Consider the following 24,250-nt stretch of genomic DNA (forward strand, 5'->3'; position numbering starts at 1 on the left):
ACTGCTCCCTGTGGCTATGGGTCCCGGATCTTCGCTTCGCTCGTCCGGGACGACGGCCGAGAGAAATTCGCACAAGAACAAATCAAAACGGGAAGAGACACCATGAGCACCCCTGATCTCGTGATCCGCGGCGGCACCGTCGCGGATGGAAGCGGCGGCGAGCTGTTCGAGGCCGACGTCGCCATCACTAGCGGAAAGATCAGCGAAGTCGGGAAGATCTCTGCGAAAGGCAACGAAGAGATCGATGCACGCGGCAAGCTGGTCACGCCGGGCTTCGTCGACGTTCACACGCATTACGACGGGCAGGTCACCTGGAGCCAGGACATCACGCCGTCCTCGCAGAACGGCGTCACCACCGCCATCATGGGCAATTGCGGCGTCGGATTCGCACCTTGCAAGCCGGCCGATCACGTCCGCCTGATCCAGTTGATGGAAGGCGTCGAGGACATTCCCGAGCCTGTCCTGAGCGCCGGCATTCCCTGGGCATGGGAGAGCTTTCCGGATTACATGAACTGGCTAAGCAAGCGCGATTTCGACATCGACGTCGGCGCGCAGCTGCCGCATGCCGCGCTGCGTGTCTATGTCATGGGCGAGCGCGGCGCGCGCCGCGACCCTTCGACGGAGGAAGACAATGCGGCGATGGCCAAGCTTGCGGGCGAAGCGGTGCGCTCGGGCGCGCTCGGCTTCTCGACCTCGCGCACGCTCAACCATCGTACCTCCACCGGTGATTTCACGCCGACGCTGAAGGCGGGCGAGGACGAGCTCACCGCGATTGCCGGCGCGATGCACAGCCAGGGCCGCAGCGTGCTGCAATTCGTGCTGGATCTGTCGACCCTCCACGAAGATCTGCCGATGATGCTGCGGGTCGCCGAGGCCACCAAATGCCCGATCTCGTTCTCGATCACGCAGAACGACAAGGCGCCGAACCGCTGGCGGCAGACGCTGGACGAGATCAATGCGGCGGCCAGGCGCGGCCTTTCCATCACCGCACAGATCGCGGCACGCCCCGTTGGGCTCTTGCTCGGGTTAGAGCTTTCACGCAACCCGTTCCAAACCCATCCTAGCTACAAGGCGATCGCGCATCTGCCGCTGAAGGAGCGGCTGGCGGCGCTGCATCAGAGCGAGGTGCGCAAAGCAATCCTGAGCGAGACGGCGACCGCCACCGACGATCCGCTGTTCTTCCGGCCGAACTACGACAAGATGTTTCTGCTCGGCGATCCCCCTGATTACGAGCAGCCGCCGGAGAACGCGCTGGGGCCGCAGGCGCGCAGGCGGGGCCGGCAGCCGGAAGAGCTCGCCTACGAGGCGATGCTGTCGGACGAGGGCCGCGGCATGCTCTACGTGCCGTTCCTCAACTATGCCGACGGCAATCTCGATGCGACGCGCGAGATGCTGATCGATCCGCAATCGGTGCCCGGCCTCTCCGACGGCGGCGCGCATTGCGGCATCATCTGCGACGCCAGCTTCCCGACCTATCTGCTGACGCACTGGACCCGCGACCGCACGCGCGGCGAGAAGCTGACGATCCCGTTCGTGGTCGCGGCACAATCGCGCAAGACTGCGCTGTCGGTCGGCCTCACCGATCGCGGGCTGATTGCTCCCGGCTATAAGGCCGACGTCAATGTGATCGACTACGACCGCCTGCATCTGCATCCGCCGAAGGTGCATTACGATCCGCCGGTCGGCGGGCGGCGGCTGTTGCAGGATGTCGACGGCTACGAGGCGACGATCGTCTCGGGCGTGGTGACGCGGCGGCAGGGCGAGGCCACGGGACGCCGGCCGGGGAAGCTGGTTCGGGGTGCACAGGGATTGGCGAACTAGCGCTGTGAGATGCCATGAGGCGCGAAGGCCGCGCCTCACTCTCGCTGTCGTCCCCGCGAAGGCGCGGACCCATACGCCGCAGCAATCGTTTTGCGAAGGCTCGGAGTTACCTACTCACCCCAAACCACTCCCTGTGGTTATGGGTCCCGGATCTGCGCTTCGCTTGTCCGGGACGACAGTGTGCTTGGAGCAATAGCTCGCGCTTATGTCGGCGACACCGCGCCCTTCAGCGGCGCAGCCTGCGCCGCCGCGCCACGGGTCAGCCTGGCCTTTTCCGTGTTCGGCCAGAGCAGCAGCAGGCCGATGACACCGGAGCCGACCATCACCACAGCGTTGATGGTGAAGCCGGTCATGTAGCCTTCAAGCATGTTGCCGGCGCGCTGGATCACGGTACCCATCACGCTCGGCGCGATGATGCCGGAGAGCGTGTAGAGCGCACCGTAGATGGCGAGGACCGCACCGCGCTGCGACGCCGGGGTGAACTCACCGAGCATCGGCGGGCAGACGACATAGATCGCGCCGCACAGACCGGAGCCGACCACGAGCAGCGCGATCTGGAGACCAGCGCCCGTCGCATGCGGCATCGTCGCCAGGATCAGGCCGCCGAGGATCAGCGGCACCGAGCCGAGCACGCCGCGCGAGATGCGCGTGGTGTAGCCGCGCGCCATCATCACCTGGGAGATCCAGCCGGTGAGAATGACGATTGTCGCGCCGAACACCCAGGGCAGGATCGAGACGAAGCCGGCCTGGCTCTGCGAGAAGCCGAGGCCCTTGACGATGAACGGCGTGAACCAGGTGAGGCCGAGCGACAGCGCCCAATAGGCGCCGAAGGTCGCGATTACGCAGCCGAGGAAGGTGCGCGAGGTCAGAAGCTGCACATAGGGAATTTTCGGCTCATTGGCCGCGAGAGTCTGCGTATCCTCGAGCGGGCCTTCCTTGCCGAACGTCAGCCACGCACAGACCCACATCAGGCCGACGACACCGAGCGCGCCGAAGGCGTAGTGCCAAGAGTGATTGACGATGACCCAGTTCAGCGCGGGCACCGCGAGGATGACGCCGAAAGCCGAGCCTTGCGACAGGATCGCGGTCGGCAGCGTGCGCTTCTCGTCGGGGAACCATTTGTAGATCGCGTGCGCGGCGACCGAGAAGGCCGGGCCTTCACCCGCGCCGAGCACGATGCGGCAAATCAAGAGCGTGGTGAACGAGACGGTGCCGACCATCGGGAACTGCGCCAGCGCCCAGATCACCGCCAGCACCAGCAGCACCCAGCGCGTCGGCACCTTGTTGACGATGAAGCCGACCACGATGGCGGAGATCGAGAACAGGAAGAAGAACGAGGAGCCGAGCAGGCCGAATTGCTCGGCGTCGAGCTTCAGGTCGGTCATGATCGGCACGCCGGCGAGACCGACGACGATCTTGTCCGCGAAGTTCACGACCATGAAGAGAAAGAGGAGAAAAGTGACGGTCCAGGCGCCCTTCGGCGTTGGCTTTGCCGAATCCCCGGATACCCCTGCCGTCCTGCCCGCCGCACTGGGCGTTCCCTGAGCGCTCATCGTTCTCCCCGTATGTCTTCTTGTCGGCACTTTTTTTGATTTGGCCGTCTTGCGAGCTAACAACGGCTTGGAAGCCAACGCAACCCGGCATTTCCACGGCAAGTGTGCTACGCAACATTTCCATTAATTCCGTCCGGCGCACCGATCTTGCTGACCATCCGAAACCTCTCAAAGACCTTCGCCTCGGCCGGTGGGCCGGTCCATGTGTTGCGCGGTGTCGACCTCGATCTCAGGGCCGGCGAACGCGTCGCGCTGACGGGCGAGTCCGGCAGCGGCAAGAGCACGCTGCTGCACTTGATTGCCGGGCTCGATGCCGCCGATGGCGGCTCGATCCGGCTGGCGGAGACCGAGGTCACAGCGCTCTCCGATGCGGGGCGCGCTGGGCTTCGGCGCGACCGCATCGGCCTCGTGTTTCAGCAGTACAACCTGATCCCGAGCCTGTCGGTCGCGGACAATCTCGCCTTCCAGGCGCGGATCGCGGGCCGGCATGATGCGGCGTGGTCCAAGGAGCTGATCGAACGGCTCGGACTCGGCGATCTCCTGAAGCGTTATCCAGAACAATTATCAGGCGGCCAGCAGCAACGGGTCGCGGTCGGGAGGGCGCTGGCAGTAAAGCCCTCGCTGCTGCTCGCGGACGAGCCGACCGGCAATCTGGACGAAGACACTGCCGACGACGTGCTGGCGCTGACGCGCGATCTCGTCACGCGCACCGGCTGCGGCTTCCTGATGGTAACGCACAGCCTGCATCTGGCCGGCACGCTCGACCGCCACGTTACCTTGCATGCAGGACGGATCGCATGAGGCGCGCGCTGTGGGTCCTCGCCGTGCTCCTGAGCCATTGGCGGCGGCACAAGATGCAGTTCGCCACGCTCCTGATCGGACTGATCGCGGCAACGGCGCTGTGGAGCGGCGTGCAGGCCATCAACCAGCAGGCCCGCAACGCCTATGACCGCGCGGCGGCGACCTTCGGCGGCGTGCGCACGGCGATGCTGGTCGCGCCTACGGCGACGTTTTCGCAGGAGCTGTTCGTCAAGCTCCGGCGCGCGGGCTGGCCGGTCTCGCCGGTGCTGGAGGGCCGCGTCCAGATCAACGGCCGCTCGGTGCGGCTGCTCGGCATCGAGCCGGTGACGATGCCGGCCGATGTCGGCAATGCTCCTCGCCTCGGCGCCTCGGATCTCAGCAGCTTTGTCGCCGCTCCCGGCCAGACGCTGGTCGCGCGCGAGACGTTGGCTGACTTGCACGAACAGGAGGGCGCAGCGCCGCCGATCAGCAGCGGCGCAAAGCTGCCGCCGCTGCGCGTGCTGTCTCAGCTGGTGCCCGAAGTGCTGGTTGTCGATATCGGCGTGGCGCAGCTTCTGCTGAACAAGCCGGAGCAGGTGTCTCGGCTGCTGATCGGCAAGCCCAAGGGCAAGCCGGCGCCGTTGGCGAGTGTCGTCGGCGAACAGTTGCAGCGGGTCGAGCCGAATGCGGAGACGGAGCTGGAGCGCCTCACCGACAGCTTCCATCTCAACCTCACGGCGTTCGGGCTGCTGTCGTTCTTCGTCGGCCTGTTCATCGTCAACTCCGCCGTCGGCCTCGCCTTCGAGCAGCGGCTGCCGATGCTGCGGACATTACGGGCCTGCGGTGCCTCTGCACGGTTGGTGAATACAGTGCTGGTGATCGAGCTGGTGGCGCTGGCACTGGTCGCAGGCCTGATCGGGCTCGTCTGCGGCTATTTCATCGCAGCGGCGCTATTGCCCGATGTCGCGGCCTCGCTGCGCGGGCTTTATGGTGCGCAGATTCCGGGGCAGCTGACGCTGCGATCCGAATGGTGGCTGGCCGGAATCGGCATCAGCATTGCCGGTGCATTGGTGGCCGCCGCAACCAGCCTGATCAAGGCGATCAGGATGCCGGTGCTGGCGACCGCGCAGCCGTATGCCTGGCAGCAGCGGCAGCGCCGCTGGCTGATCCTGCAAAGCCTGGCGGCCTGCGCCGTGTTCGCAGTCGCGCTGCTGTTGCTTCACTACGGACAATCGCTGATCGCAGGCTTTGGTGTGCTGGCGGCACTGATGCTCGGCGCGGCGCTGATCCTGCCGGCCTTCCTGGAGATCATCCTGCTGGCAGGACAGCGTTTCGCGCGAAAGCCGCTCGCGCTGTGGTTCTGGGCGGACAGCCGGCAACAGCTCTCGGGACTGTCGCTCGCGCTGATGGCGCTGCTGCTCGCGCTCGCCGTCAATGTCGGGGTATCCACCATGGTGGAAACGTTCAGCCGCACCTTCATCGGCTGGCTCAACGGACGGCTCGCGGCCGACGTCTACATCAGCGCTTCCGACAATGCGCAAGGCACGGCGATCCGCAACTGGCTGAAGGAGCGCAGCGACGTTCAGGCGATCCTCTCGGGCGGGCGTGCCGAGTCGCAGGTTCAGGGCCAGCCGGTGGAGTTGCTCGGCCTGCCCGATCACGCGCTCTATCGCGAGCGGTGGCCGCTGCTGGAGACCGCGCCGCGCGGCTGGAGTCAGCTCGTGCCCGGCAATGCCGCCTTCATCAGCGAGCAGTTGAGCCGCCGGCTGAACGTCCGCGTCGGCGACGTCATCGAGGTGCCGACATCAGGCGGGAGCTGGGAGCTCGACATCGCCGGCATCTATGCGGACTATGGCAACCCGAAGGGACAACTGACCGTGAACGTCGCGGCACTGATCCGGCACTTTCCGCAGACGCCGCAGACACGGATCGGTCTCATTGTTGCGAAGGAGAACATCCCCGGGCTGATCGCGGCTTTACAGAAGCAGTTTTCGCTCGACGACCGCAGTGTGGCCGATCAGGCGACGGTGAAGGCGGAATCGATCCGCATTTTCAACCGCACCTTTGCGGTGACGTCAGCGCTCAATGCGTTCACGCTCGGTGTCGCCGGCATCGCGCTGCTGACGAGCCTGCTGACGCTGGCGAACTCGCGCCTGCCGCAACTGGCGCCGCTGTGGGCGATCGGAATCACGCGGCCGCGCCTCGCCGCGATCGAATTGACCAAGACGCTGTCGGTCGCGCTGTTCACGTCGCTGCTGGCCGTGCCGCTCGGGCTGCTGGTGGCGTGGTGCCTGATCGCGATCGTGAATGTGAAGGCGTTCGGCTGGCGGCTGCCGTTCCAAATGTTTCCGCTGCAATTGGTCGAGCTGGTCACGGTCGCGCTGATCGCTTCGCTGTTGGCCGCATTGCTGCCGATGATCCGGCTGGCGCGGATGCAGCCGGCGAGCCTCGTCAAGGTGTTTGCCAATGAGCGCTGAGAGGATATCGCGGCGCGCTTTTGCCGGCGGCATCGCCGCGCTCGCGCTCGCACGCCGCGCAAGCGCGCAAGGCTATGCCGGCCTCGGCGAGACCGCAGACGGCTTTGCGAAGGTGACGCCGGGAAAGACCTTTGCCTTTCCGGCCGATCACGGGCCGCATCCGGAGTTTCGTATCGAATGGTGGTATCTCACGGCGAACCTCACGGATAGCAGCGGCGCGGCATGCGGCCTGCAATGGACACTGTTCCGGCAGGCGGCGCAGCCGGGACCGCAGGGCGAAGGCTGGGCCAATCAGCAGATCTGGATGGCGCATGCCGCAGTGACGCGCGCCGATACCCACCGCTTCAACGAGGTGTTTTCGCGCGGGGGCGTGGGGCAGGCCAACGTCACGGCCGAGCCGTTTGCGGCCTGGATCGACGATTGGGAGATGAAAGGATCCGAGCGCACCGACGATCGCACTCTCGCCCCGCTGGCGCTCAAGGCCTCCGGCACCGACTTCAGCTACGCGCTGACGCTGGAGGCCGATCGTCCGGTCGTGCTTCAGGGCGATCGCGGCTACAGCCGCAAGTCGGAGCGCGGGCAAGCGTCGTATTATTACAGCCAACCATTCTACCGCGCGCGGGGCACGCTCGTCATCGACGACAAGCCTGTCGATGTGTCCGGCCAGGCCTGGATGGACCGCGAATGGAGCAGCCAGCCGCTCGACGCCGACCAGACCGGCTGGGACTGGCTGTCGCTGCATCTCGCATCCGGCGACAAGCTGATGCTGTACCGATTGCGCCAGAAGGATGGAAAGGACTACCCGTTCGGCAACTGGATCAGCGCCGCGGGCGATACGCAGATGATTGCGGGCAACGATATCCAGATGACACCGAAGGCGACGACGGAAGTTGCCGGACGCAAGCTGCCGGTGGAGTGGCAGATCGCGATTCCGTCGCGCTCGCTATCGATCTCCTGCAAGCCGCTCAACCCAAAAGCCTGGATGGGGACTGGCTTCTCCTATTGGGAGGGGCCGATCAGCTTTGCCGGCACACATGACGGCGTTGGCTATCTCGAGCTGACGGGCTATTGAACCCCGATCTGTCCGAGTTCTGGTTTGGACGCGTTTTCTTGACGCGAACCAGTATCCACTTCGCTCGAAAACGCTTTAGGGAAACCCGCGATGTATCATCTCACCGCCCTCGTCACGCTGTTGGCGATTGCATTTTATCTCTTCGTCACGATCAACGTCTCGCGGGCGCGGTCGAGGACCGGCGTCAAGGTGCCGGCGGCGTCAGGACATCCCGATTTCGAACGTGCCTTCCGGATCCAGGCGAACACGCTGGAATGGATGCCGATTGTCCTGCCGGCGCTGTGGCTGTTCGCGGTCTATATCGGCGACGCCATCGCAGCCGCGATCGGCGCGGTCTGGATCATCGGCCGCATCGTTTATTTCATCGGCTATTCGCAGGCGGCGGCGAAGCGCGGCCCGGGTTTTCTGATCCAGGCGCTCGCAGCGCTTGCGCTGTGGGCGGGGGCACTGGGCGCGGTGGTGTTGCGGCTGGTGTGAGGTGGGCCCGCCTCAATCTCAGTCGTCGTCCCGGACAAGCGAAGCGCTGATCCGGGACCCCATACCCACAGGGAGTGGTTTGACGACGACTCGGAGTGGGCATCTCGCCCCACACATCTCCCTGTGGTTATGGGTCCCCGCGTGCGCGGGGACGACACCGAGGGTGTGGTGCGAGCGCTGTGCTCCCTCCCGCTACTTCGTCAGCGGGCAGCCGCTGTCCTTGGCCGCGAAGAACGCCTTGTCGCCGGGGACGGTGGCGATCAGCTTGTAATAGTCCCAGGGCTTCTTCGATTCAGACGGCTTCTTGACCTCGAACAGATACATGTCGTGGACCATGCGGCCGTTCTCCAGCACCTTGCCGCCCTGCGCGAAGTCGTCGTCGACCGGGAGCTCCTTCAGCTTCTTGGCAACCGCGTCCGGATCCTTGCTGCCGGCAGCCTTGACCGCCTTGAGATAGCTCAGCGTCGCCGAATAGGTGCCGGCCTGGATCATGTTCGGCATCCGGCTGGTACGCTTGAAGAAGCGTTCGCCGAAATTGCGGGTGCGGTCGTTGAGATCCCAGTAATAGCCTTCGGTCAGCACCAGGCCTTGCGCAGCCTGCAAGCCGAGGCCGTTCACTTCCGCAAGGGTCATCAAGAGGCCCGCGAGCTTCTGGCCACCGGAGACGATGCCGAACTCGGCCGCCTGCTTGATCGAATTGGTGGTGTCGAGGCCGGCATTGGCCAGGCCGACGATCTTCGCCTTCGAGCTCTGCGCCTGCAGCAGGAAGGAGGAGAAGTCCGACGAGTTGAGCGGCACGCGCACCGAGCCGACCACCTTGCCACCATTGGCCGTAACGATCTCGCTGGTGTCTTTTTCCAGTGCGTAGCCGAAGGCATAATCCGCGGTGAGGAAGAACCAGCTGTCGCCGCCGGCTTTGGTCAGCGAGCCGCCGGTGCCGACGCCGAGCGCGCGGGTGTCATAGGCCCAGTGAAAGCCGTAGGGCTGGCAGGCATCGCCCGTGAGGCGCGAGGTCGCGGCGCCGACGACGATGTCGATCTTTTTCTTTTCCTTGGAGAGCTCGTGGATCGCGAGCGCGACCGAGGAGGTCGTCAGCTCGGTGATCATGTCGACATTCTCGACGTCATACCAGCGCCGTGCGATCGAGGCGGCGAGATCCGGCTTGTTCTGGTGGTCGGCGGTGACCATCTCGATCTTCTGACCCAGCACCTCGCCGCCGAAATCCTCGATCGCCATCTTGGCGGCTTCGACCGAGTATTTTCCGCCGTAATCGGCATAGACGCCGGACTGGTCGTTGAGGATGCCGATCTTGACGCCCTGAGCGGAGGCCGGCGCCGCCAGCAAAAGGGCAGAGGTGGCGACAGCGGCCAAAAGTGCTGATTTCATACGTTGGCTCCCAGCAGTTTTCTGTTTTGAAATCGCGCGGATACTAGTCAAGAACCCCGGGCCTGCCCATCCATTTCGGCGTAGGCCGTTAGTATGGAGGGCGCGTCACAAAATTGGTGTCGTCCCGGGGCGCGCGCAGCGCGAACCCGGGACCCATAACCACAGGGAGAGGTTTGACGAAGACTCGGAGTGACACTTCGCCCCAAACTTCTGCCTGGGGTTATGGGTCCCCGCCTGCGCGGGGACGACAGCGGAGGTGTGGATAGGCCTGTGGCCATCACCAACACTTAAGAAGCCACCACCTCCGGCTTTTTCCCCTCGTTCCGCCCCTCGGCCAGGTTCCGCACCACCACATAGAAGATCGGCGTGAACAGCAGGCCGAACAGGGTGACGCCGATCATGCCGAAGAACACGGCGACACCGACGGCCTGCCGCATCTCGGAGCCGGAGCCGGACGAAATCACCAACGGCAGCACGCCAAGGATAAAGGCGAAGGACGTCATCAGAATCGGCCGGAGCCGCAATCGGCAGGCATCGATCACGGCTTCGAGCCGTGGCTTGCCCTCCTTCTCGATGTCGCGCGCGAACTCGACGATCAGGATCGCGTTCTTCGCCGCCAGTCCCACCAGCACGACGAAGCCGATCTGGGTCAGGATGTTGACGTCCTGCCCCATGATGCGCACGCCGAGGGTGGCAGCGAGCAGGCACATCGGCACGATCAGAATCACTGCGAATGGCAACGTCCAGCTGCCATATTGCGCGGCGAGCACGAGATAGACGAACAGCACGCAGATCGGAAACACGTAGAGGCCCGCATTGCCGCCCGTGATCTGCTGATAGGACAGATCGGTCCATTCGAAAGTGAAGCCGCTCGGCAAGGTATCGTCGGCGAGCTTCTTGACGGTGTTGAGCGCGGTGGTCGAACTCACGCCCGGCGCCGGCTCACCCTGGAGCTCGGATGCTGCATAGAGGTTATAGCGCGCGACGCGGTCGGGGCCGGAAACATCCTTGAACTCGACCACGCTGCCGAGCATCACCATGTCGCCGTTGGCGTTGCGCGTGCGCAGGCGCGAGAGATCGCTCGGTTCCTTGCGGAACGGGAAATCCGCCTGCGCCGTGACGTGGTAGGTGCGGCCGAACAGATTGAAGTCGTTGACATAGGTCGATCCGAAATAGGTCTGGATCGTGTCGTTGATGTTGGCGATGGGCACGCCGAGCTTCTGCGCCTTGGTGCGGTCGATGTCGACAAAGAGCTGCGGCGTGTTGGCCGAGAACGGCGAGAACACCGTCGGAGCGAGCAGCAACGGCGATTTGCGCGCCGCGCCGACAAGTTCGTCAGTGGCCGCAGCGAGCAGCTCGGGCCCGCGGCCCTGGCGGTCCTGGATGCGGATGGTGAAGCCGCCGCCGGTGCCGATGCCGGGCACGGCCGGCGGCGGAATCACGATGATGAATGCACCCTGGATCGCGGAGAGCCGCTTGCGCAGCTCCGCCGTGATGGCGTTCGCGGACAACCCCTTCTTCATCCGCGCCTCCGGCTCGTCGAACACCGGAAACAGCGCGGCCGCATTGCCGGCCTGCGTGCGCGTGGCGCCGGAGAAGCCGGCGAACGCGGCGACGCGGATGATGCCCGGCGTATCCAGCGAGATGCGTTCGATCTCGCGTACGACCTCTGTGGTGCGCGCCAGCGAGGCCGCACCCGGCAATTGCACGGAGATGATGACGTAGCCGCGATCCTGCGCCGGAATGAAGCCCTGTGGCGTGGTCGCAATCAGCCAGCCGGCGCTGCCGATCAGCGCGACATAGATCAGGATCATCACCACCGAGTGCCGGATCACGAAATTGGCGAGGCCGGCATAGCCATGCGCGAGACGATCGAACACGCGGTTGAAGACGCCGGTGAAGGCATTCCAACCCCGCGCGACGAGATTCCAGGCGGCCGGCGGCCTTTTCTCCTCATGTGGGGTGAGGATCATCGAGGCCAGCGCCGGCGACAGCGTCAACGAGCAGAAGCAGGAGATCGCAGTCGCGACCGCGATGGTAACGGCGAATTGCTGGAAGAACTGCCCTGAAATGCCGCCAATGAACGCGGTCGGCACGAACACGGCGCAGAGCACCAGCGCAATCGAGACCAGCGCACCGCCGACCTCCTCCATGGTCTTGAGCGCGGCATCGCGTCGACTGAGGCCATGCTCGAGATGGCGCTCCACATTCTCGACCACGACGATCGCGTCGTCGACCACGATGCCGACGGCGAGCACGAGGCCGAACAAGGTGAGATTGTTGATGGAGAAACCGAGTGCCGCCATCACCGCGAAAGTGCCGACCAGCGAGACCGGGATCGCGATGATCGGAATGATCGCGGGACGCCAGCCCTGCAAGAACACCAGCACCACGATCACCACGAGCAGCATGGCCTCGTAGATGGTCTTGATGAGTTCGTGGACGGACTGCGCGATGAACTCGGTCGGGTTGTAACCGATGTTGTAGTCGAGACCTTTCGGGAAGCTCTCCTTGAGCTTCGTCATCGTGTCCGAGATGTTCTTTGCCGTCGCGAGCGCGTTCGATCCCGGCCGCTGGGTCACCAGCATGGCGACCGCCGATTTTCGCAGCAGGAAACTGTTGGTGGAGTAGGCGAGAGCACCGAGCTCGATGCGGGCGACGTCGCGCAGGCGCACGGTACGGCCGTCGGAGCTGGCCTTGATCAGGATATCCTCGAACTGCTTCTGGTCCTTCAGACGGCCCGTGAAGGTGAGGTTCGGCTGGAAGGCACGGTCCGAGATCGGCGGCTCCGCGATCTGGCCGCCCGCGATCTGCACGTTCTGCGCCCGGATCGCCGCCAGCACCTCGGTTGAGGTCAGACCGAGATTGGCGATGCGATCAGGATCGAGCCACAGCCGCATCGAATAATCGCGCGCGCCGAAGATCTGGATGTCGCCGACGCCGTCGATGCGCAGCAGTTGGTCGCGGACCTGGAGCAGCGCGTAATTGGAGATGTAGAGCTGGTCGAACGTATCGTCGGGCGACAGCATGAACACGACCATCAGGATGTCGGGCGAGTTCTTGCGCGTGGTGACGCCGTTGCGCTGGACCTCTTCAGGCAAGCGTGGCTGCGCGATCGCGACGCGGTTCTGCACCAGCACCTGGGCCTTGTCGAGATCGGTACCGAGCTTGAAGGTGACGGTGATGGTGAGCTGGCCGTTCGAGGTCGCCTGGCTGTAGAGATACAGCATGTCCTCTACGCCATTGATCTCCTGCTCTATGGGAGCTGCGACCGTGTCGGACAAGGTTTGCGCGGAGGCGCCGGGATATTGCGTGGTGACCACCACAGTCGGCGGCACCACTTGCGGATATTCGGACACCGGCAGCGTGGTGTAGGCAAGCGCGCCGACGATCAGCAGCACGATCGACAGCACCATCGCGAGGATGGGCTGGTTGATGGAGAGACGGCCGAGATTCATGATTTGCCACCGGCCGGCGCTGGAGCAGTCTGCGGGGCGACCTTGGCGCCGACGCGGGCGCGCTGGATGCCGTTGACGATGACGCGGTCGTCAGCCTTCAGCCCTTCGCGGATCACGCGCAGGCCGTCATCGAGCGGACCGAGCACCACGGGACGCGCCTCGACGGTGTCATCGGGCTTCACGACGAATACGATCTTGCGGGACTGGTCGGTCGCAACCGCGACGTCGGGAATCAGCAGCGCCTCATACGGCGCACTGCCGATCAGGCGGACGCGGCCGAACTGGCCCGGCAGGATCGAGAGATCGGTGTTCTTGACCACGGCGCGGCTGCGCAGCGTGCCAGTGGAAACATCGAGCCGGTTGTCGAGGAAGTTGATGGTGCCCTCATGCGAGGGCTTGGCCTCGCCGGCAAGCGTCACTTGCACCGGGTTCGCGGTGTCGCGCGAGCTCGGGCGCCGACCTTCGAACCACAGCTTGCTGTATTTGATGAAGGTCGCCTCATCCATGTCGAAATAGACGTAGATCGGGTCGAGCGCGACGATCGAGGTGAGCAATGTCGAGGTGCCGGTGTCGCTGCCCTGCACGAGATTGCCGGGGCTGACGAGATGGCGGCTGACGCGGCCGGTGAGCGGCGCGGTCACATGCGTGAACTCGATATTGAGCCGGGCGGCCTTCAGCGCACCCGCGGCCTGCGTCTCCGCGGCGTGCGCGGCCTGCAAGGCCTGGCGGCGCTGGTCGACGGCCTGCTCGGACACCGCGCTGCTCTGGACCAGGCTCAGGCCGCGGTCGAGCTCGCGCTTGGCCAGCTCCACTTTCGCGCGCGCGTCGGCCAATTGGCCGTCGGCCTGCTCGGCGACCGCCTCGAACGGGCGCGGGTCGATGACATAGAGCAGTTCGCCCTGACGCACGATCGCGCCGTCCTGGAATTCGACGGAGTTGACGAAGCCGCCGACACGGGGACGCACCTGCACCTCCTCGACCGCCTCGAAGCGGCCCGTGAACTCGTCCCAATCGGTGACGGTGCGCTTGACCGGCTGGGCGACGGTCACCGGTGCGGGTGGTGGGGCAGACGCTTGCGAAGCCGGCTTGTCGCAACCGGCGAGAGCGAATGCCACCACAAGAAGGCCGGCAACTGCGTAAGGCATTGCTTGGGCCTTGGACTGAACGAAATCGTGCGTTTTGACAAATGACTCGCGTCCGTCCGGTCCAGCCATCCCAGGTCCTCGCATAAAAACCGCGGAAAACACAGGTTACTCGCCTGCACGCGGGCGGCACAAGATGGGTGGCAATGATGAACTCTTCAAGACCAAAGCAAGTGCAATGCTTCGAAGCACGCCCTGGCCGGATGGCGGGTTGACAGGGAGAGAGGTGAGTGCGCGCGGCGACCTTCCTTCGCCTCTCCCCGCTTGCGGGGCGAGGGGGAAGAAGGGCCCAGCGCCTTCGCACATGACGGACGCGGCGGGCTCGGCTAGACTTCCCCCACAAAAACAAGACGAATTGTCTGGGGAGGACAGGCGTGCACCAGGGACGTGTCGTTTACGGCGCGATCGAGGAGGTCGTGTTCGGCCATCCGGCCGCTGAAGCCATCGTCGCGCAGATGGACCGGCTGGGAACGCGCCGCGCCTTCCTGATGGTCTCAGGCACCCTGAACCGTCAGACCGACGAAATCGAGAAGATCAAGCAGGCGCTCGGCGCACGCTGCGCGGGCCTGTTCGACGCCATGCCGGCACACACGCCGCGCGAGGCGGTGATCGCGGCCGCCAATGCGGCCCGCGAGGTGGGCGCCGACCTGATCGTCACCGTAGGCGGCGGCTCGATCACCGACGGCGCCAAAGCCGTGCAGCTCTGCCTTGCCAATGGCATCGACGATATCGAGGGCATCGAGCGTATCCGCGTGCACAAGGGCGTCGCACCCGAGATGACCGCGCCGACGGTGCGCCAGATCAGCGTTCCCACCACGATCGCCGGCGGCGAATTCAGTTCGATCGCGGGCGTCACCGACCGCAGCACCCATGTGAAGCAGATGCTACGGCATCCGCTGGCCGTGCCGCGTGCGACCATCCTCGACCCCGGCATCACCGTGCACACGCCGGAATGGCTGTTTCTGTCCACCGGCATCCGCGCCGTCGACCATTGCGTCGAGGCGATCTGCTCGCGCGAGACGCATCCTTATGCCGACGCGCAATCGGTCAAGGGCCTCGCCATGCTCGCCGACGCGCTGCCGCGGGTGAAGGCGCACCCCGCCGACCTCGATGCGCGGATGGACGCGCAGATCGGCACCTGGCTGTCGATGGGTGCGCTCGCGGCCGGCGTCCCCATGGGGGCGAGCCACGGCATCGGCTATGTGCTGGGAGCGGCCTTCGACGTGCCGCACGGCTACACCTCCTGCATCATGCTGCCCGCGGTGATGCGATGGAATGCGAGCGCCAATGCCGAGCAGCAGATGATCGTCGCGGCCGCGATGGGTTATCCCGGCCACGATGCCGCCGACGTGCTGGATGCCTTCATCCGCTCGCTCGGCATGCCGCGCAGCCTCTCGGACGTGCGCGTGTCGCCGGAGAATTTCGATGCCATCGCCGAACAGGCGATGCGCACGAACTGGATCCCGCGCAATCCGCGCAAGATCGACGGCCCGGCGCAGGTTCGCGAAATCCTGCTTCTCGCCGCATAGTTTTACAGCCGGAGGATTGATGTACCCAGGTCAGCATGCCCGCCTGCGCCCGCTCCAACCCGCCTTCATCATGGCGGGGACCGGCGAGGCCGTCACCTATCGCGAGCTCGATGCGCGCAGCAACCGGCTGGCACATCTGTTCCGCCAGCACGGATTGAGACGACTCGATCACTATTCGATCTTCATGGAGAACAATTCGCGCTACCTTGAAGCCTGCGGCGCGGGCGAGCGCTCCGGGCTCTATTACACCTGCATCAACTCGTTCCTGACGCCGGGCGAGCTCGCCTATCTTCTCGTCAATAGCCAGTCGAAAATCCTGATCACATCCGTTGCAAAACTCGACATCGCGCGCGAGGCGATCAACGCCTGCCCCGACATCAAGCTTTGCATCGTTGCCGACGGACCAGGCGAGAGCGACCGCATCGTCGGCCTTGCCGAGGTGACAGCCGGCCTGCCGGCGACACCCATCGCGGATGAGTGGCTCGGCACCGCCATGCTGTATTCATCGGGCACGACGGGCCGGCCGAAAGGAATTCTGCGGCCCCTGCCGGAGGAGCCGCCGAAACACAATCTGCCGCTGTTCGATTTCCTGACCAAGCTTTGGCACTATCGCGAGGGCATGGTCTATCTGTCGCCGGCGCCGCTCTATCACTCGGCGCCGCAAGCGGCCGTGAACCTCACGATCCGCATGGGCGGCACCGTGATCATCATGGAGACGTTCGATCCCGAGCGTTATCTCCAGCTTGTCGGGCAATGGGGCATCACCCACACCCAGCTGGTGCCGACGATGTTCTCGCGCATGCTGAAGCTGCCGGAAGAGGTGCGCAGCCGCTACGATTTGTCGTCGCTGGAGATCGCGATCCACGCCGCCGCGCCCTGCCCGGCGCTGGTGAAGGACGACATCATCAAATGGTGGGGCCCTATCATCCACGAATATTACGGCGCGACCGAGGGCCTCGGCTTCACCGCCTGCAACAGCGCGGAATGGCTTAGCCACCGCGGCACTGTCGGCAAGGTGCTGCTCGGCGACCTCCATATTCTCGACGAGAACCTGCAGCCGTGCCCGACCGGCACGCCGGGCCAGGTATGGTTCAAGACGGGATCGCCGTTCGAATATTTCAACGATCCGGAGAAGACGAAGGAGGCACGCTCGGCCGACGGCAGCATGAGCACGGTCGGCGACGTCGGCTATGTCGACGAGGATCGCTTCCTGTACCTGACCGACCGCGCGACCTTCATGATCATCTCCGGCGGCGTGAACATCTATCCGCAGGAATGCGAGAATCTGCTGATCACCCATCCGAAGGTCGCGGATGCCGCAGTGTTCGGCGTGCCCAATCCGGATCTCGGCGAAGAGGTGAAGGCGGTGGTGCAGCCGATGCCGGGCGTGATGCCGGGAGAGGCCCTTGCCGAGGAACTGATCGCCTTCTGCGGCGCCTCGCTGTCGCGGCAGAAGGTGCCGCGCTCGGTCGATTTCGAGAAGGAACTGCCGAGGTTGCCGACCGGGAAGCTTTACAAGCGGCTGCTGCGGGACCGGTATTGGGGAAACAAGACGTCGCGGATCGTGTGAGCCCCCGCTGTCGTCCCGGGGCGCGACGAAGTCGCGAACCCGGGACCCATAATCCCAGGGAGGAGTCGTCGCGCAAGACCGCAACTCCAAGTCTTCGCGAAACTACTCCCTGTGGCTATGGGTCCCTGTGTCTTGGAAGTCTGTCAGGATGGGGTTGGGCGGGAAGCCGTTGGGTCCTAGGCGCTTGACGCCGTGAGCCGGCTCGGTCTCCCGCCCGTTCCATTACCAACCTGAACAGTTGCACGAGGCTGCGCCAACAGACCTCGCATCACAGGGACAGGCACCATGATCATAACCCTTCGTTGCGTCGGAATCGACGTCTCCAAACAATATCTCGACATCTTCGATGAGGCCCTGGGCGTACCGGAGCGCATCGCCAACGCGACGCAGGCCATCATGCAGATCGCGGCGCGTTGGCGATGCGATGTGCTAGTCGTCTTCGAGGCGACGGGTGTCTATGACCTCGAGCTTCGCGAGGCACTGAGTCAGGCCGGCATCCGCTTCGCCCGGATCAATCCGGCCCGAGCCCGCGACTTCGCACGCGCCAGCGGTCAGCTCGCCAAGACCGATCCGATCGATGCGCGGATGCTGGCAGCCTTTGCCCGGGCCTTGCAGCCGGCAACCGAGCAGGCCGCCAATCCCGCTCGCAACGCTTTGGCGCGGCTTGCAAAACGGCGGGATCAGCTGGTTCTCATGCGCGCGCAGGAGAAGAACAGGCGTAGCGAGGCTGACGACCGTGCCATGGCCGAACGCATCAGCCGCCTTATCGAGGTTCTCGACAGCGAGATCGCCGAGATCGAGACCGATATCAAGGGACTGATCAAGGTCGAGCCAGAGATCGCGGAGGATGCGCGGTTGATGCGCTCACTACCTGGTGTGGGTCCCGTGGCTTGCATGCAGCTCATCGCGAAGATGCCGGAACTGGGAAGTGTTGGAGCTAAGCAGATCGCGGCGCTCGCAGGCCTCGCCCCCTTCAACGTCGACAGCGGAGCCTTCCGCGGCAAACGCAAGATCGCCGGCGGCCGAAAGCGCGTTCGCGACGCCCTCTACATGGCTGCGCTCAACGCGGTCCGCCGGGCCGATCCCTTCAAGGCCTTCTACGCACGGCTTCGGCAGGCCGGCAAACCGGCCAAGCTCGCCCTCATTGCCGTCGCCAGGAAGCTCCTGACCGTCCTCAACGCAATGATGCGCGACAGGAAACCCTACTTGAAGGCCTGCCCGACATAACACCCGACATAACAGTTGCCGGATCGGCGCTCCGCTCGTCCGGGACGACAACGGAGCTTGTTGAGACGATAGCGCGCTACAGCTGCACAGGACCTGCTCTTCGCACCCGCACTCTCACATTATGAGAGAATGAGGCCTGCGGCCTTCCGTCATCCGAAGTGTCGAGAGGATGAGCAGCCTTGCGGGTTGCCTCACTGCGCCAGCGTCGCTATCGTCCGACAAACAGGCCGGAAAGGCCGTTGTCCAGGGAGGATGAGCATGCGGAGCGTGTGGGCGCTCGCCGCGATGGCGGCGCTATCTGTGCTGACGGCCTCGACCGCCACGCTCGCCAGCGAGCCCAAGCAGGGCGGGATCCTGCGGATGTATCACCGCGACAGCCCCGGCAACGCCTCGATCCATGAAGGCGCGACCTACTCGCTCAATGTTCCCTTCATGCCCGTGTTCAACAACCTCGTCATCTACAAGCAGGACGAGGCCCAGAACAAAATGGAGAACATCGTGCCCGAGCTCGCCGAAAGCTGGGCCTGGGTGAACGACAACAAGACACTGACCTTCAAGCTGCGCCAGGGCGTGAAATGGCACGACGGCAAACCGTTCACGTCCGCCGACGTGAAATGCACCTTCGACATGCTGATGGGCAAGGCGCAGCAGAAGTTCCGGCAGAACCCACGCAAGACCTGGTACGAACAGGTCAACGACGTCTCCACCAACGGCGACCTCGAAGTCTCCTTCAACCTGAAGCGGCCGCAGCCTTCGCTGCTGGCCCTGCTCGCCTCCGGCTACACGCCGGTCTATCCCTGTCACGTTTCGCCCGGCGACATGCGCACGCACCCGGTCGGGACCGGCCCGTTCAAGTTCGTCGAGTTCAAGGCCAATGAATCCATCAAGCTGACGCGGAACACCGACTATTGGCGCAAGGGCCGGCCCTATCTCGACGGCATCGAGTTCACCATCATCCCGAACCGCTCGACCGCCATCCTCGCCTTCGTCGCCGGCAAGTTCGACATGGCCTTCCCCACCGAAGTGAGCATTCCGCTCCTCAAGGACGTCAAGTCGCAGGCGCCCAACGCGGTCTGCGTGGTCGAGCCCAACAATGTCGCGACCAACATCATCGTCAATTCGTCGGCACCGCCGTTCGACAATATCGACATTCGCCGCGCCATGGCGATGTCGCTCGACCGCAAGGCCTTCATCAGCATCATGTTCGAGGGGCAGGGCGACATCGGCGGCACCATGGAACCGGCTCCGGCTGGTCTCTGGGCAATGCCGAAGGAGATGCTCGAGAGCATTCCAGGCTACGGCCCCGACGTGAAGGCCAACCGCGAGGAAGCCAAGAAGCTGATGCAGAAGGCCGGCTACGGCCCGGACAAGCATCTCGCCGTCAAGGTCTCGACCCGCAACATCCCGGTCTACCGCGATCCCGCGGTGATCCTGATCGACCAGCTCAAGAGCATCTATATCGACGGCGAGCTCGACGTGGTCGAGACCGCGAACTGGTTCCCGAAGGTCGCGCGCAAGGATTACATGCTCGGGCTCAATTTGACCGGCAACGCGGTCGACGATCCCGACCAGTCGTTCTACGAGAACTATTCCTGCGGCTCCGAGCGCAACTACACCAATTACTGCAACAAGGAGATCGAAAAGCTGTTCGACGTGCAGTCGCAGGAGACCGACGTCGCCAAGCGCAAGAAGTTGGTGTGGGACATCGACAAGAAATTGCAGGAGGACGTCGCCCGCCCGATCATCTTCCACGCACGCACCGGGTCCTGCTGGCAGCCTTACGTCAAGGGCGTGACCGTGATGTCGAACAGCTCCTATAACGGCTACCGCTACGAGGATGTCTGGATGAACAAGTAGCGCGCTGACGGATCGACGGGAGGGCGCGAGATGTTTGCCTATCTGGTACGGCGCCTGTTCCTGATGCTCGTGACCCTGTTCGGGATCTCGGTCGTCATCTTCTTCCTGCTGCGCATCGTGCCCGGCAACATCGTCGATATCCTGTTTGCGGCGGCCGGCTATGTCGACCCCGCCGACAAGGCCAATCTGGAGAAGGAGCTCGGCATCGACCAGCCGCTGATCGTGCAGTACTGGCACTGGATCAGCGGTTTCCTGCGCGGCGACTTTGGTTACTCCTATGTCTCGGAGAAGCCGGCGCTCCAGGAGATCCTGCCACGGATTCCGATCACCGCGCGGCTCGCCGGCCTGGCGCTGTTGTTCTCTGCCTCGATCGGCATTCCCTTGGGCGTCATCAGCGCGGTGAAGCAGGGCACACGGCTCGACTACGCGCTCCGTGTCGTCAGCCTCAGCGGCTTGTCGCTGCCCTCGTTCTGGCTGGGGCTGCTCATCCTCACCGCGTCGGTAGCGATGTTCAACCAGATGCCGATCTTCAATCCCAATCCGGCGACCTGGCTCGAAGCGTTCGCAACCTATGCCGTGCCCGCCGCCGCCGTCGGCTTCCGCAGCGCCGCGCTGACCATGCGCATCACGCGCTCCTCGATGCTGGAGGTGCTGCGCCAGGACTATATCCGCACCGCCCGCGCCAAGGGCGCGTCGGATGCCGCGGTGAACTACCATCACGCACTGAAGAACGCGATCCTGCCGGTCATCACCGTGATCGGCATCGAGGCGGCGTTCCTGATCGGCGGCCTCATCGTCACCGAGACCGTGTTCAACATTCCCGGCGTCGCACGCTTCCTGGTCGAGGCGATCCGCTGGCGCGACTATCCGATCGTGCAGAACCTCGTGATGCTGATTGCGGTGGTGGTGGTGAGCGCGAACTTCATCGTCGACATGCTGTATGCGGTGTTCGATCCGCGCATCCGGTATACGGATTAGGAGATCAGCTTGGCCACGATTGACTATGATCTCGAATTGCGGCGCGCCGGGGCGCATGCGACCGGCGGTTGGCGGCGCGTGCTGTTTCTGATGCAGCGGCACGTGCTGGGCGCGGCCGGGCTCGTCATCATGACGCTGTTCGTGTTAACCGCGATCTTTGCCGACTTCATCGCGCGCTACGATCCCCTGACGATCGACGCGGCCCGTGCGTTGGCGCGCCCGAGCGCGGCGCACTGGATGGGCACGGATTCCTTCGGCCGCGACGTGTTCAGCCGTATCATCCACGGCGCGCGTATCTCGCTCGCCGTCGGCATCGGCTCGACCGCGCTCGGCGGCACGATCGGCGTGATCGTCGGACTGACGTCGGGATACCTCTCCGGCTGGGTCGATCTCGTATTCCAGCGCGTCTCCGACGTCCTGCAGGCGCTGCCGCTCCTGGTGCTCGCCCTGATCATGACGGCCGCGCTCGGACCATCACTGCCGAACGTCATCATCGCCATCGCCATCCCGCTGATCCCGACAGTGTCGCGGGTGATCCGCGCCAACACGCTGGCGCTGCGCGAGTTGCCGTTCATCGAGGCGGCCAAGTCGATCGGCATGAGCGAGGTGCGCATCGCAGTCCGCCATGTGCTGCCGAACACGATGGCGCCGCTGATCGTGCTCGCGACCGCCCAGCTCGGCTCGACGATTCTCACTGAGGCTTCCCTCTCCTTCCTCGGCCTCGGCATTCCCGAGCCTTATCCGTCCTGGGGCCGCATGCTGTCGGAATCCGCCGCCGAATATGTCCGCACGGCGCCGTGGCTGGTGATCTTCCCGGGCATCGCGATCAGCCTCGCCGTGTTCGGCGCCAATTTGTTCGGCGACGCCCTGCGCGACATCCTCGATCCCCGGCAGCGCGGCTGATGACGGAAAAATCCGATCTCGTGCTCGAGGTGAAGAACCTGAAGACGGTGTTCTTCACCAACTCCGGCCTGTTCAAGGCGGTTGACGACGTCTCCTTCACTGTGAAGCGGGGCGAGACGCTGGCGATCGTTGGCGAATCCGGTTGCGGCAAGAGCGTCACCGCGCTGTCGCTGATGCGGCTGGTGCCCGATCCTCCGGGCCGCATCGTCGGAGGCTCGATCTCACTCGAAGGCACCGATCTGTTGGCGCTTGATGAAGCGCAGATGCGCGCGGTCAGGGGAAATCGCATCTCCATGATCTTTCAGGAGCCGATGACCTCGCTCAACCCGGTGATGCGGATCGGCGACCAGATCGCCGAGGCGGTGCGGCTGCATCGGCGTCTATCGAATAGAGAGGCCCAGGACGTCGCGGTCGAGATGCTGCGGCTGGTGCGGATTCCCGAGCCGGTACGGCGTGCGAGGGAGTATCCGCATCAGCTCTCCGGCGGCATGCGCCAGCGCGCCATGATCGCGATGGCGCTGGCGTGCCGGCCGGCGCTGCTGATCGCGGACGAGCCGACCACCGCGCTCGACGTCACCATCCAGGCGCAGATCCTGGCGCTGATCCTCGACCTTCAGAAGGAGCTTGGCACGGGCCTCGTCCTGATCACGCATGATCTCGGCGTCGTCGCACAGACCGCGCAGCGCGTCATCGTGATGTATGCGGGGCGGAAGGTCGAGGAGGCCAGCGTCGAGGCGCTGTTTGCTGCACCAAAACATCCCTATACGCGCGGGCTGATGGCCTCGATCCCGGCGGTACCGGCATCCGGCGCCGCGGCGCAAGAGCGACTGAACGAAATTCCCGGCACCGTGCCGTCACTGGTCAGGTTACCGAAGGGCTGCGCATTCGCGCCGCGATGCACGCTCGCAGTGAAGCGCTGCGAAGCAGAATATCCGCCGCTCGCGGATTGGGGCGGCGGCCATCTCGCGGCCTGCTGGCGCGCAGCGGAAGTGGCGGAGGTGGCATGACCAAGGCTCTGCTCGAAGTCTCCGATCTCAGGAAGTATTACCCGGTGCGGGCCGGCGTGCTGCGCCGGCAGGTCGGCACCGTGCACTCGGTCGACGGCGTCTCGTTCTCGGTTCATGCCGGCGAGACGCTTGGTCTCGTCGGCGAATCCGGCTGCGGCAAGTCGACCGTGGCGCGCAGCGTGTTGCGGCTGGTCGAGCCGACCTCGGGCCAGATCCGCCTCGACGGCGAGGACATCACGTATCTGTCCAAGACCGCGCTGCGCCCGTACCGGCGCTCGATGCAGATCGTGTTCCAGGATCCGTTCGCCTCGCTCAATCCGCGCATGACCGCGGGCGACATCGTCGGCGAGCCGCTGGCCGTGCATGGCCTTGCCACCGGCAAAGAACTGGAGGCGCGCGTCGCAAAACTGTTCGAGCAGGTTGGATTGCGGCCCGACCAGATGCGCAATTTCCCGCATCAATTTTCGGGCGGCCAGCGGCAGCGCATCTGCATCGCGCGGGCACTGGCGCTGGGGCCCCGCCTGATCGTCTGCGACGAGCCGGTCTCCGCGCTCGACGTCTCGATCCAGGCGCAGGTGATCAATCTCCTGATCGACCTACAGAAGCAGCACGGCTTCTCCTATCTCTTCATCGCGCACGACCTCGCCGTGGTCGCCCATATCAGCCACCGCGTGGCCGTGATGTATCTCGGGCGGATCGTCGAGATCGCCGGCAAGGACGAGCTGTTCCGCAATCCCAGGCATCCTTACACGCAGGCCCTGCTCGCCTCCGTGCCGATCGCCAATCCGCTCGCGAAGCGGCTGACGCCGCTGGTAGACGGCGACGTACCGAGCCCGGTCAATCCGCCGCCCGGCTGCGCGTTTCACACCCGCTGCCGGTTCGCGATGGAGGGATGCAAGGTCGACCGGCCGGCGCTGATCGATGCGGGCGACGGCCATCAGGTGGCGTGTCTGCTCAATGACGGCACGGGGCGGGGACAGTAGATCCGCTCACGACTACGGCAATCAGAGCGA

17 protein-coding genes are annotated in these 24,250 nt (G+C 64.7%); 13 read left to right on the forward strand and 4 right to left on the reverse strand.

Annotation, left to right across the window (positions count from 1 at the left end; genetic code table 11):
• Positions 1 to 102 precede the first annotated feature (102 nt).
• Positions 103 to 1,821 (forward strand): N-acyl-D-amino-acid deacylase family protein, encoded by a 1,719-nt coding sequence (locus tag AB7532_RS34040; RefSeq protein ID WP_441239015.1) that lies wholly within the window; start codon positions 103 to 105, stop codon positions 1,819 to 1,821.
• Positions 1,822 to 2,024: 203 nt separating this feature from the next.
• On the opposite strand, the gene AB7532_RS34045 is transcribed toward AB7532_RS34040, so the two are convergent.
• The gene (locus tag AB7532_RS34045; RefSeq protein WP_441239016.1) at positions 2,025 to 3,374 is read right to left on the reverse strand and encodes an MFS transporter; all 1,350 of its coding nucleotides are present in this window, start codon (positions 3,372 to 3,374) and stop codon (positions 2,025 to 2,027) included.
• A gap of 147 nt (positions 3,375 to 3,521) precedes the next feature.
• Between AB7532_RS34045 and AB7532_RS34050 the strand changes: the two genes are divergently transcribed.
• The 4 genes from AB7532_RS34050 to AB7532_RS34065 all read left to right on the forward strand — a co-directional run bounded on the left by AB7532_RS34050 (position 3,522) and on the right by AB7532_RS34065 (position 8,180).
• Positions 3,522 to 4,175: an ABC transporter ATP-binding protein gene (locus AB7532_RS34050; protein ID WP_441239017.1), complete on the forward strand. Its 654-nt coding sequence runs from the start codon at positions 3,522 to 3,524 to the stop codon at positions 4,173 to 4,175.
• Positions 4,172 to 6,631: an FtsX-like permease family protein gene (locus AB7532_RS34055; RefSeq protein ID WP_441239018.1), complete on the forward strand. Its 2,460-nt coding sequence runs from the start codon at positions 4,172 to 4,174 to the stop codon at positions 6,629 to 6,631. Before AB7532_RS34050 ends, AB7532_RS34055 begins: the two co-directional genes overlap by 4 nt.
• Positions 6,621 to 7,703 (forward strand): lipocalin-like domain-containing protein, encoded by a 1,083-nt coding sequence (locus tag AB7532_RS34060; protein ID WP_441239019.1) that lies wholly within the window; start codon positions 6,621 to 6,623, stop codon positions 7,701 to 7,703. Before AB7532_RS34055 ends, AB7532_RS34060 begins: the two co-directional genes overlap by 11 nt.
• A 90-nt stretch (positions 7,704 to 7,793) precedes the next feature.
• Positions 7,794 to 8,180, forward strand: coding sequence for an MAPEG family protein (locus tag AB7532_RS34065; RefSeq protein ID WP_441239020.1), 387 nt, complete (start codon positions 7,794 to 7,796; stop codon positions 8,178 to 8,180).
• Positions 8,181 to 8,372: 192 nt separating this feature from the next.
• Here AB7532_RS34065 and AB7532_RS34070 read toward each other — a convergent pair whose 3' ends face one another.
• The 3 genes from AB7532_RS34070 to AB7532_RS34080 all read right to left on the reverse strand — a co-directional run bounded on the left by AB7532_RS34070 (position 8,373) and on the right by AB7532_RS34080 (position 14,238).
• Entirely contained in the window at positions 8,373 to 9,566 is a 1,194-nt protein-coding gene (locus tag AB7532_RS34070; RefSeq protein WP_441239021.1) for an ABC transporter substrate-binding protein, read from the reverse strand.
• 287 nt (positions 9,567 to 9,853) lie between these two features.
• Positions 9,854 to 13,024 (reverse strand): efflux RND transporter permease subunit, encoded by a 3,171-nt coding sequence (locus AB7532_RS34075; RefSeq protein WP_441239022.1) that lies wholly within the window; start codon positions 13,022 to 13,024, stop codon positions 9,854 to 9,856.
• Positions 13,021 to 14,238, reverse strand: a complete 1,218-nt coding sequence (locus AB7532_RS34080) for an efflux RND transporter periplasmic adaptor subunit (protein ID WP_441239023.1) — start codon at positions 14,236 to 14,238, stop codon at positions 13,021 to 13,023. The genes AB7532_RS34075 and AB7532_RS34080 overlap by 4 nt, the downstream gene beginning before the upstream one ends.
• Positions 14,239 to 14,540: 302 nt before the next feature.
• On the opposite strand from AB7532_RS34080, the gene AB7532_RS34085 reads away from it, so the two are divergent.
• The 8 genes from AB7532_RS34085 (at position 14,541) to AB7532_RS34120 (ending at position 24,220) form a co-directional block, all read left to right on the forward strand.
• Positions 14,541 to 15,695 carry an iron-containing alcohol dehydrogenase gene (locus AB7532_RS34085; RefSeq protein WP_441239024.1) on the forward strand — a complete coding sequence of 385 codons (1,155 nt, stop codon included), beginning with the start codon at positions 14,541 to 14,543 and terminating at the stop codon, positions 15,693 to 15,695.
• Positions 15,696 to 15,714: 19 nt separating this feature from the next.
• The gene (locus AB7532_RS34090) at positions 15,715 to 17,265 is read left to right on the forward strand and encodes an AMP-binding protein (RefSeq protein WP_441239025.1); all 1,551 of its coding nucleotides are present in this window, start codon (positions 15,715 to 15,717) and stop codon (positions 17,263 to 17,265) included.
• 285 nt (positions 17,266 to 17,550) lie between these two features.
• Positions 17,551 to 18,492 (forward strand): IS110 family transposase, encoded by a 942-nt coding sequence (locus AB7532_RS34095; RefSeq protein WP_441233115.1) that lies wholly within the window; start codon positions 17,551 to 17,553, stop codon positions 18,490 to 18,492.
• A gap of 258 nt (positions 18,493 to 18,750) precedes the next feature.
• Positions 18,751 to 20,349: an ABC transporter substrate-binding protein gene (locus tag AB7532_RS34100; protein WP_441239026.1), complete on the forward strand. Its 1,599-nt coding sequence runs from the start codon at positions 18,751 to 18,753 to the stop codon at positions 20,347 to 20,349.
• A 30-nt stretch (positions 20,350 to 20,379) separates the two neighbouring features.
• A complete protein-coding gene (locus AB7532_RS34105) occupies positions 20,380 to 21,327 on the forward strand; it encodes an ABC transporter permease (protein WP_441239027.1) in 948 nt (315 codons plus the stop codon).
• 9 nt (positions 21,328 to 21,336) lie between these two features.
• A complete protein-coding gene (locus tag AB7532_RS34110) occupies positions 21,337 to 22,230 on the forward strand; it encodes an ABC transporter permease (RefSeq protein ID WP_441239028.1) in 894 nt (297 codons plus the stop codon).
• The gene (locus AB7532_RS34115; RefSeq protein ID WP_441239029.1) at positions 22,230 to 23,237 is read left to right on the forward strand and encodes an ABC transporter ATP-binding protein; all 1,008 of its coding nucleotides are present in this window, start codon (positions 22,230 to 22,232) and stop codon (positions 23,235 to 23,237) included. Before AB7532_RS34110 ends, AB7532_RS34115 begins: the two co-directional genes overlap by 1 nt.
• The gene (locus AB7532_RS34120) at positions 23,234 to 24,220 is read left to right on the forward strand and encodes an ABC transporter ATP-binding protein (protein WP_441239030.1); all 987 of its coding nucleotides are present in this window, start codon (positions 23,234 to 23,236) and stop codon (positions 24,218 to 24,220) included. Before AB7532_RS34115 ends, AB7532_RS34120 begins: the two co-directional genes overlap by 4 nt.
• Positions 24,221 to 24,250: the final 30 nt, after the last annotated feature.

It is taken from the genome of Bradyrhizobium sp. 930_D9_N1_4 (assembly GCF_052076015.1).
Taxonomy (GTDB): domain Bacteria; phylum Pseudomonadota; class Alphaproteobacteria; order Rhizobiales; family Xanthobacteraceae; genus Bradyrhizobium.

Coding starts and splice junctions, on each gene's coding strand:
- AB7532_RS34060 (WP_441239019.1), top strand. CDS start 6,621: ATGAGCGCTGAGAGGATATCGCGGCGCGCTTTTGCCGGCGGCATCGCC.
- AB7532_RS34115 (WP_441239029.1), top strand. CDS start 22,230: ATGACGGAAAAATCCGATCTCGTGCTCGAGGTGAAGAACCTGAAGACG.
- AB7532_RS34095 (WP_441233115.1), top strand. CDS start 17,551: ATGATCATAACCCTTCGTTGCGTCGGAATCGACGTCTCCAAACAATAT.
- AB7532_RS34065 (WP_441239020.1), top strand. CDS start 7,794: ATGTATCATCTCACCGCCCTCGTCACGCTGTTGGCGATTGCATTTTAT.
- AB7532_RS34070 (WP_441239021.1), bottom strand. CDS start 9,566: ATGAAATCAGCACTTTTGGCCGCTGTCGCCACCTCTGCCCTTTTGCTG.
- AB7532_RS34055 (WP_441239018.1), top strand. CDS start 4,172: ATGAGGCGCGCGCTGTGGGTCCTCGCCGTGCTCCTGAGCCATTGGCGG.
- AB7532_RS34100 (WP_441239026.1), top strand. CDS start 18,751: ATGCGGAGCGTGTGGGCGCTCGCCGCGATGGCGGCGCTATCTGTGCTG.
- AB7532_RS34075 (WP_441239022.1), bottom strand. CDS start 13,024: ATGAATCTCGGCCGTCTCTCCATCAACCAGCCCATCCTCGCGATGGTG.
- AB7532_RS34105 (WP_441239027.1), top strand. CDS start 20,380: ATGTTTGCCTATCTGGTACGGCGCCTGTTCCTGATGCTCGTGACCCTG.
- AB7532_RS34120 (WP_441239030.1), top strand. CDS start 23,234: ATGACCAAGGCTCTGCTCGAAGTCTCCGATCTCAGGAAGTATTACCCG.
- AB7532_RS34040 (WP_441239015.1), top strand. CDS start 103: ATGAGCACCCCTGATCTCGTGATCCGCGGCGGCACCGTCGCGGATGGA.
- AB7532_RS34090 (WP_441239025.1), top strand. CDS start 15,715: ATGTACCCAGGTCAGCATGCCCGCCTGCGCCCGCTCCAACCCGCCTTC.
- AB7532_RS34080 (WP_441239023.1), bottom strand. CDS start 14,238: ATGGCTGGACCGGACGGACGCGAGTCATTTGTCAAAACGCACGATTTC.
- AB7532_RS34045 (WP_441239016.1), bottom strand. CDS start 3,374: ATGAGCGCTCAGGGAACGCCCAGTGCGGCGGGCAGGACGGCAGGGGTA.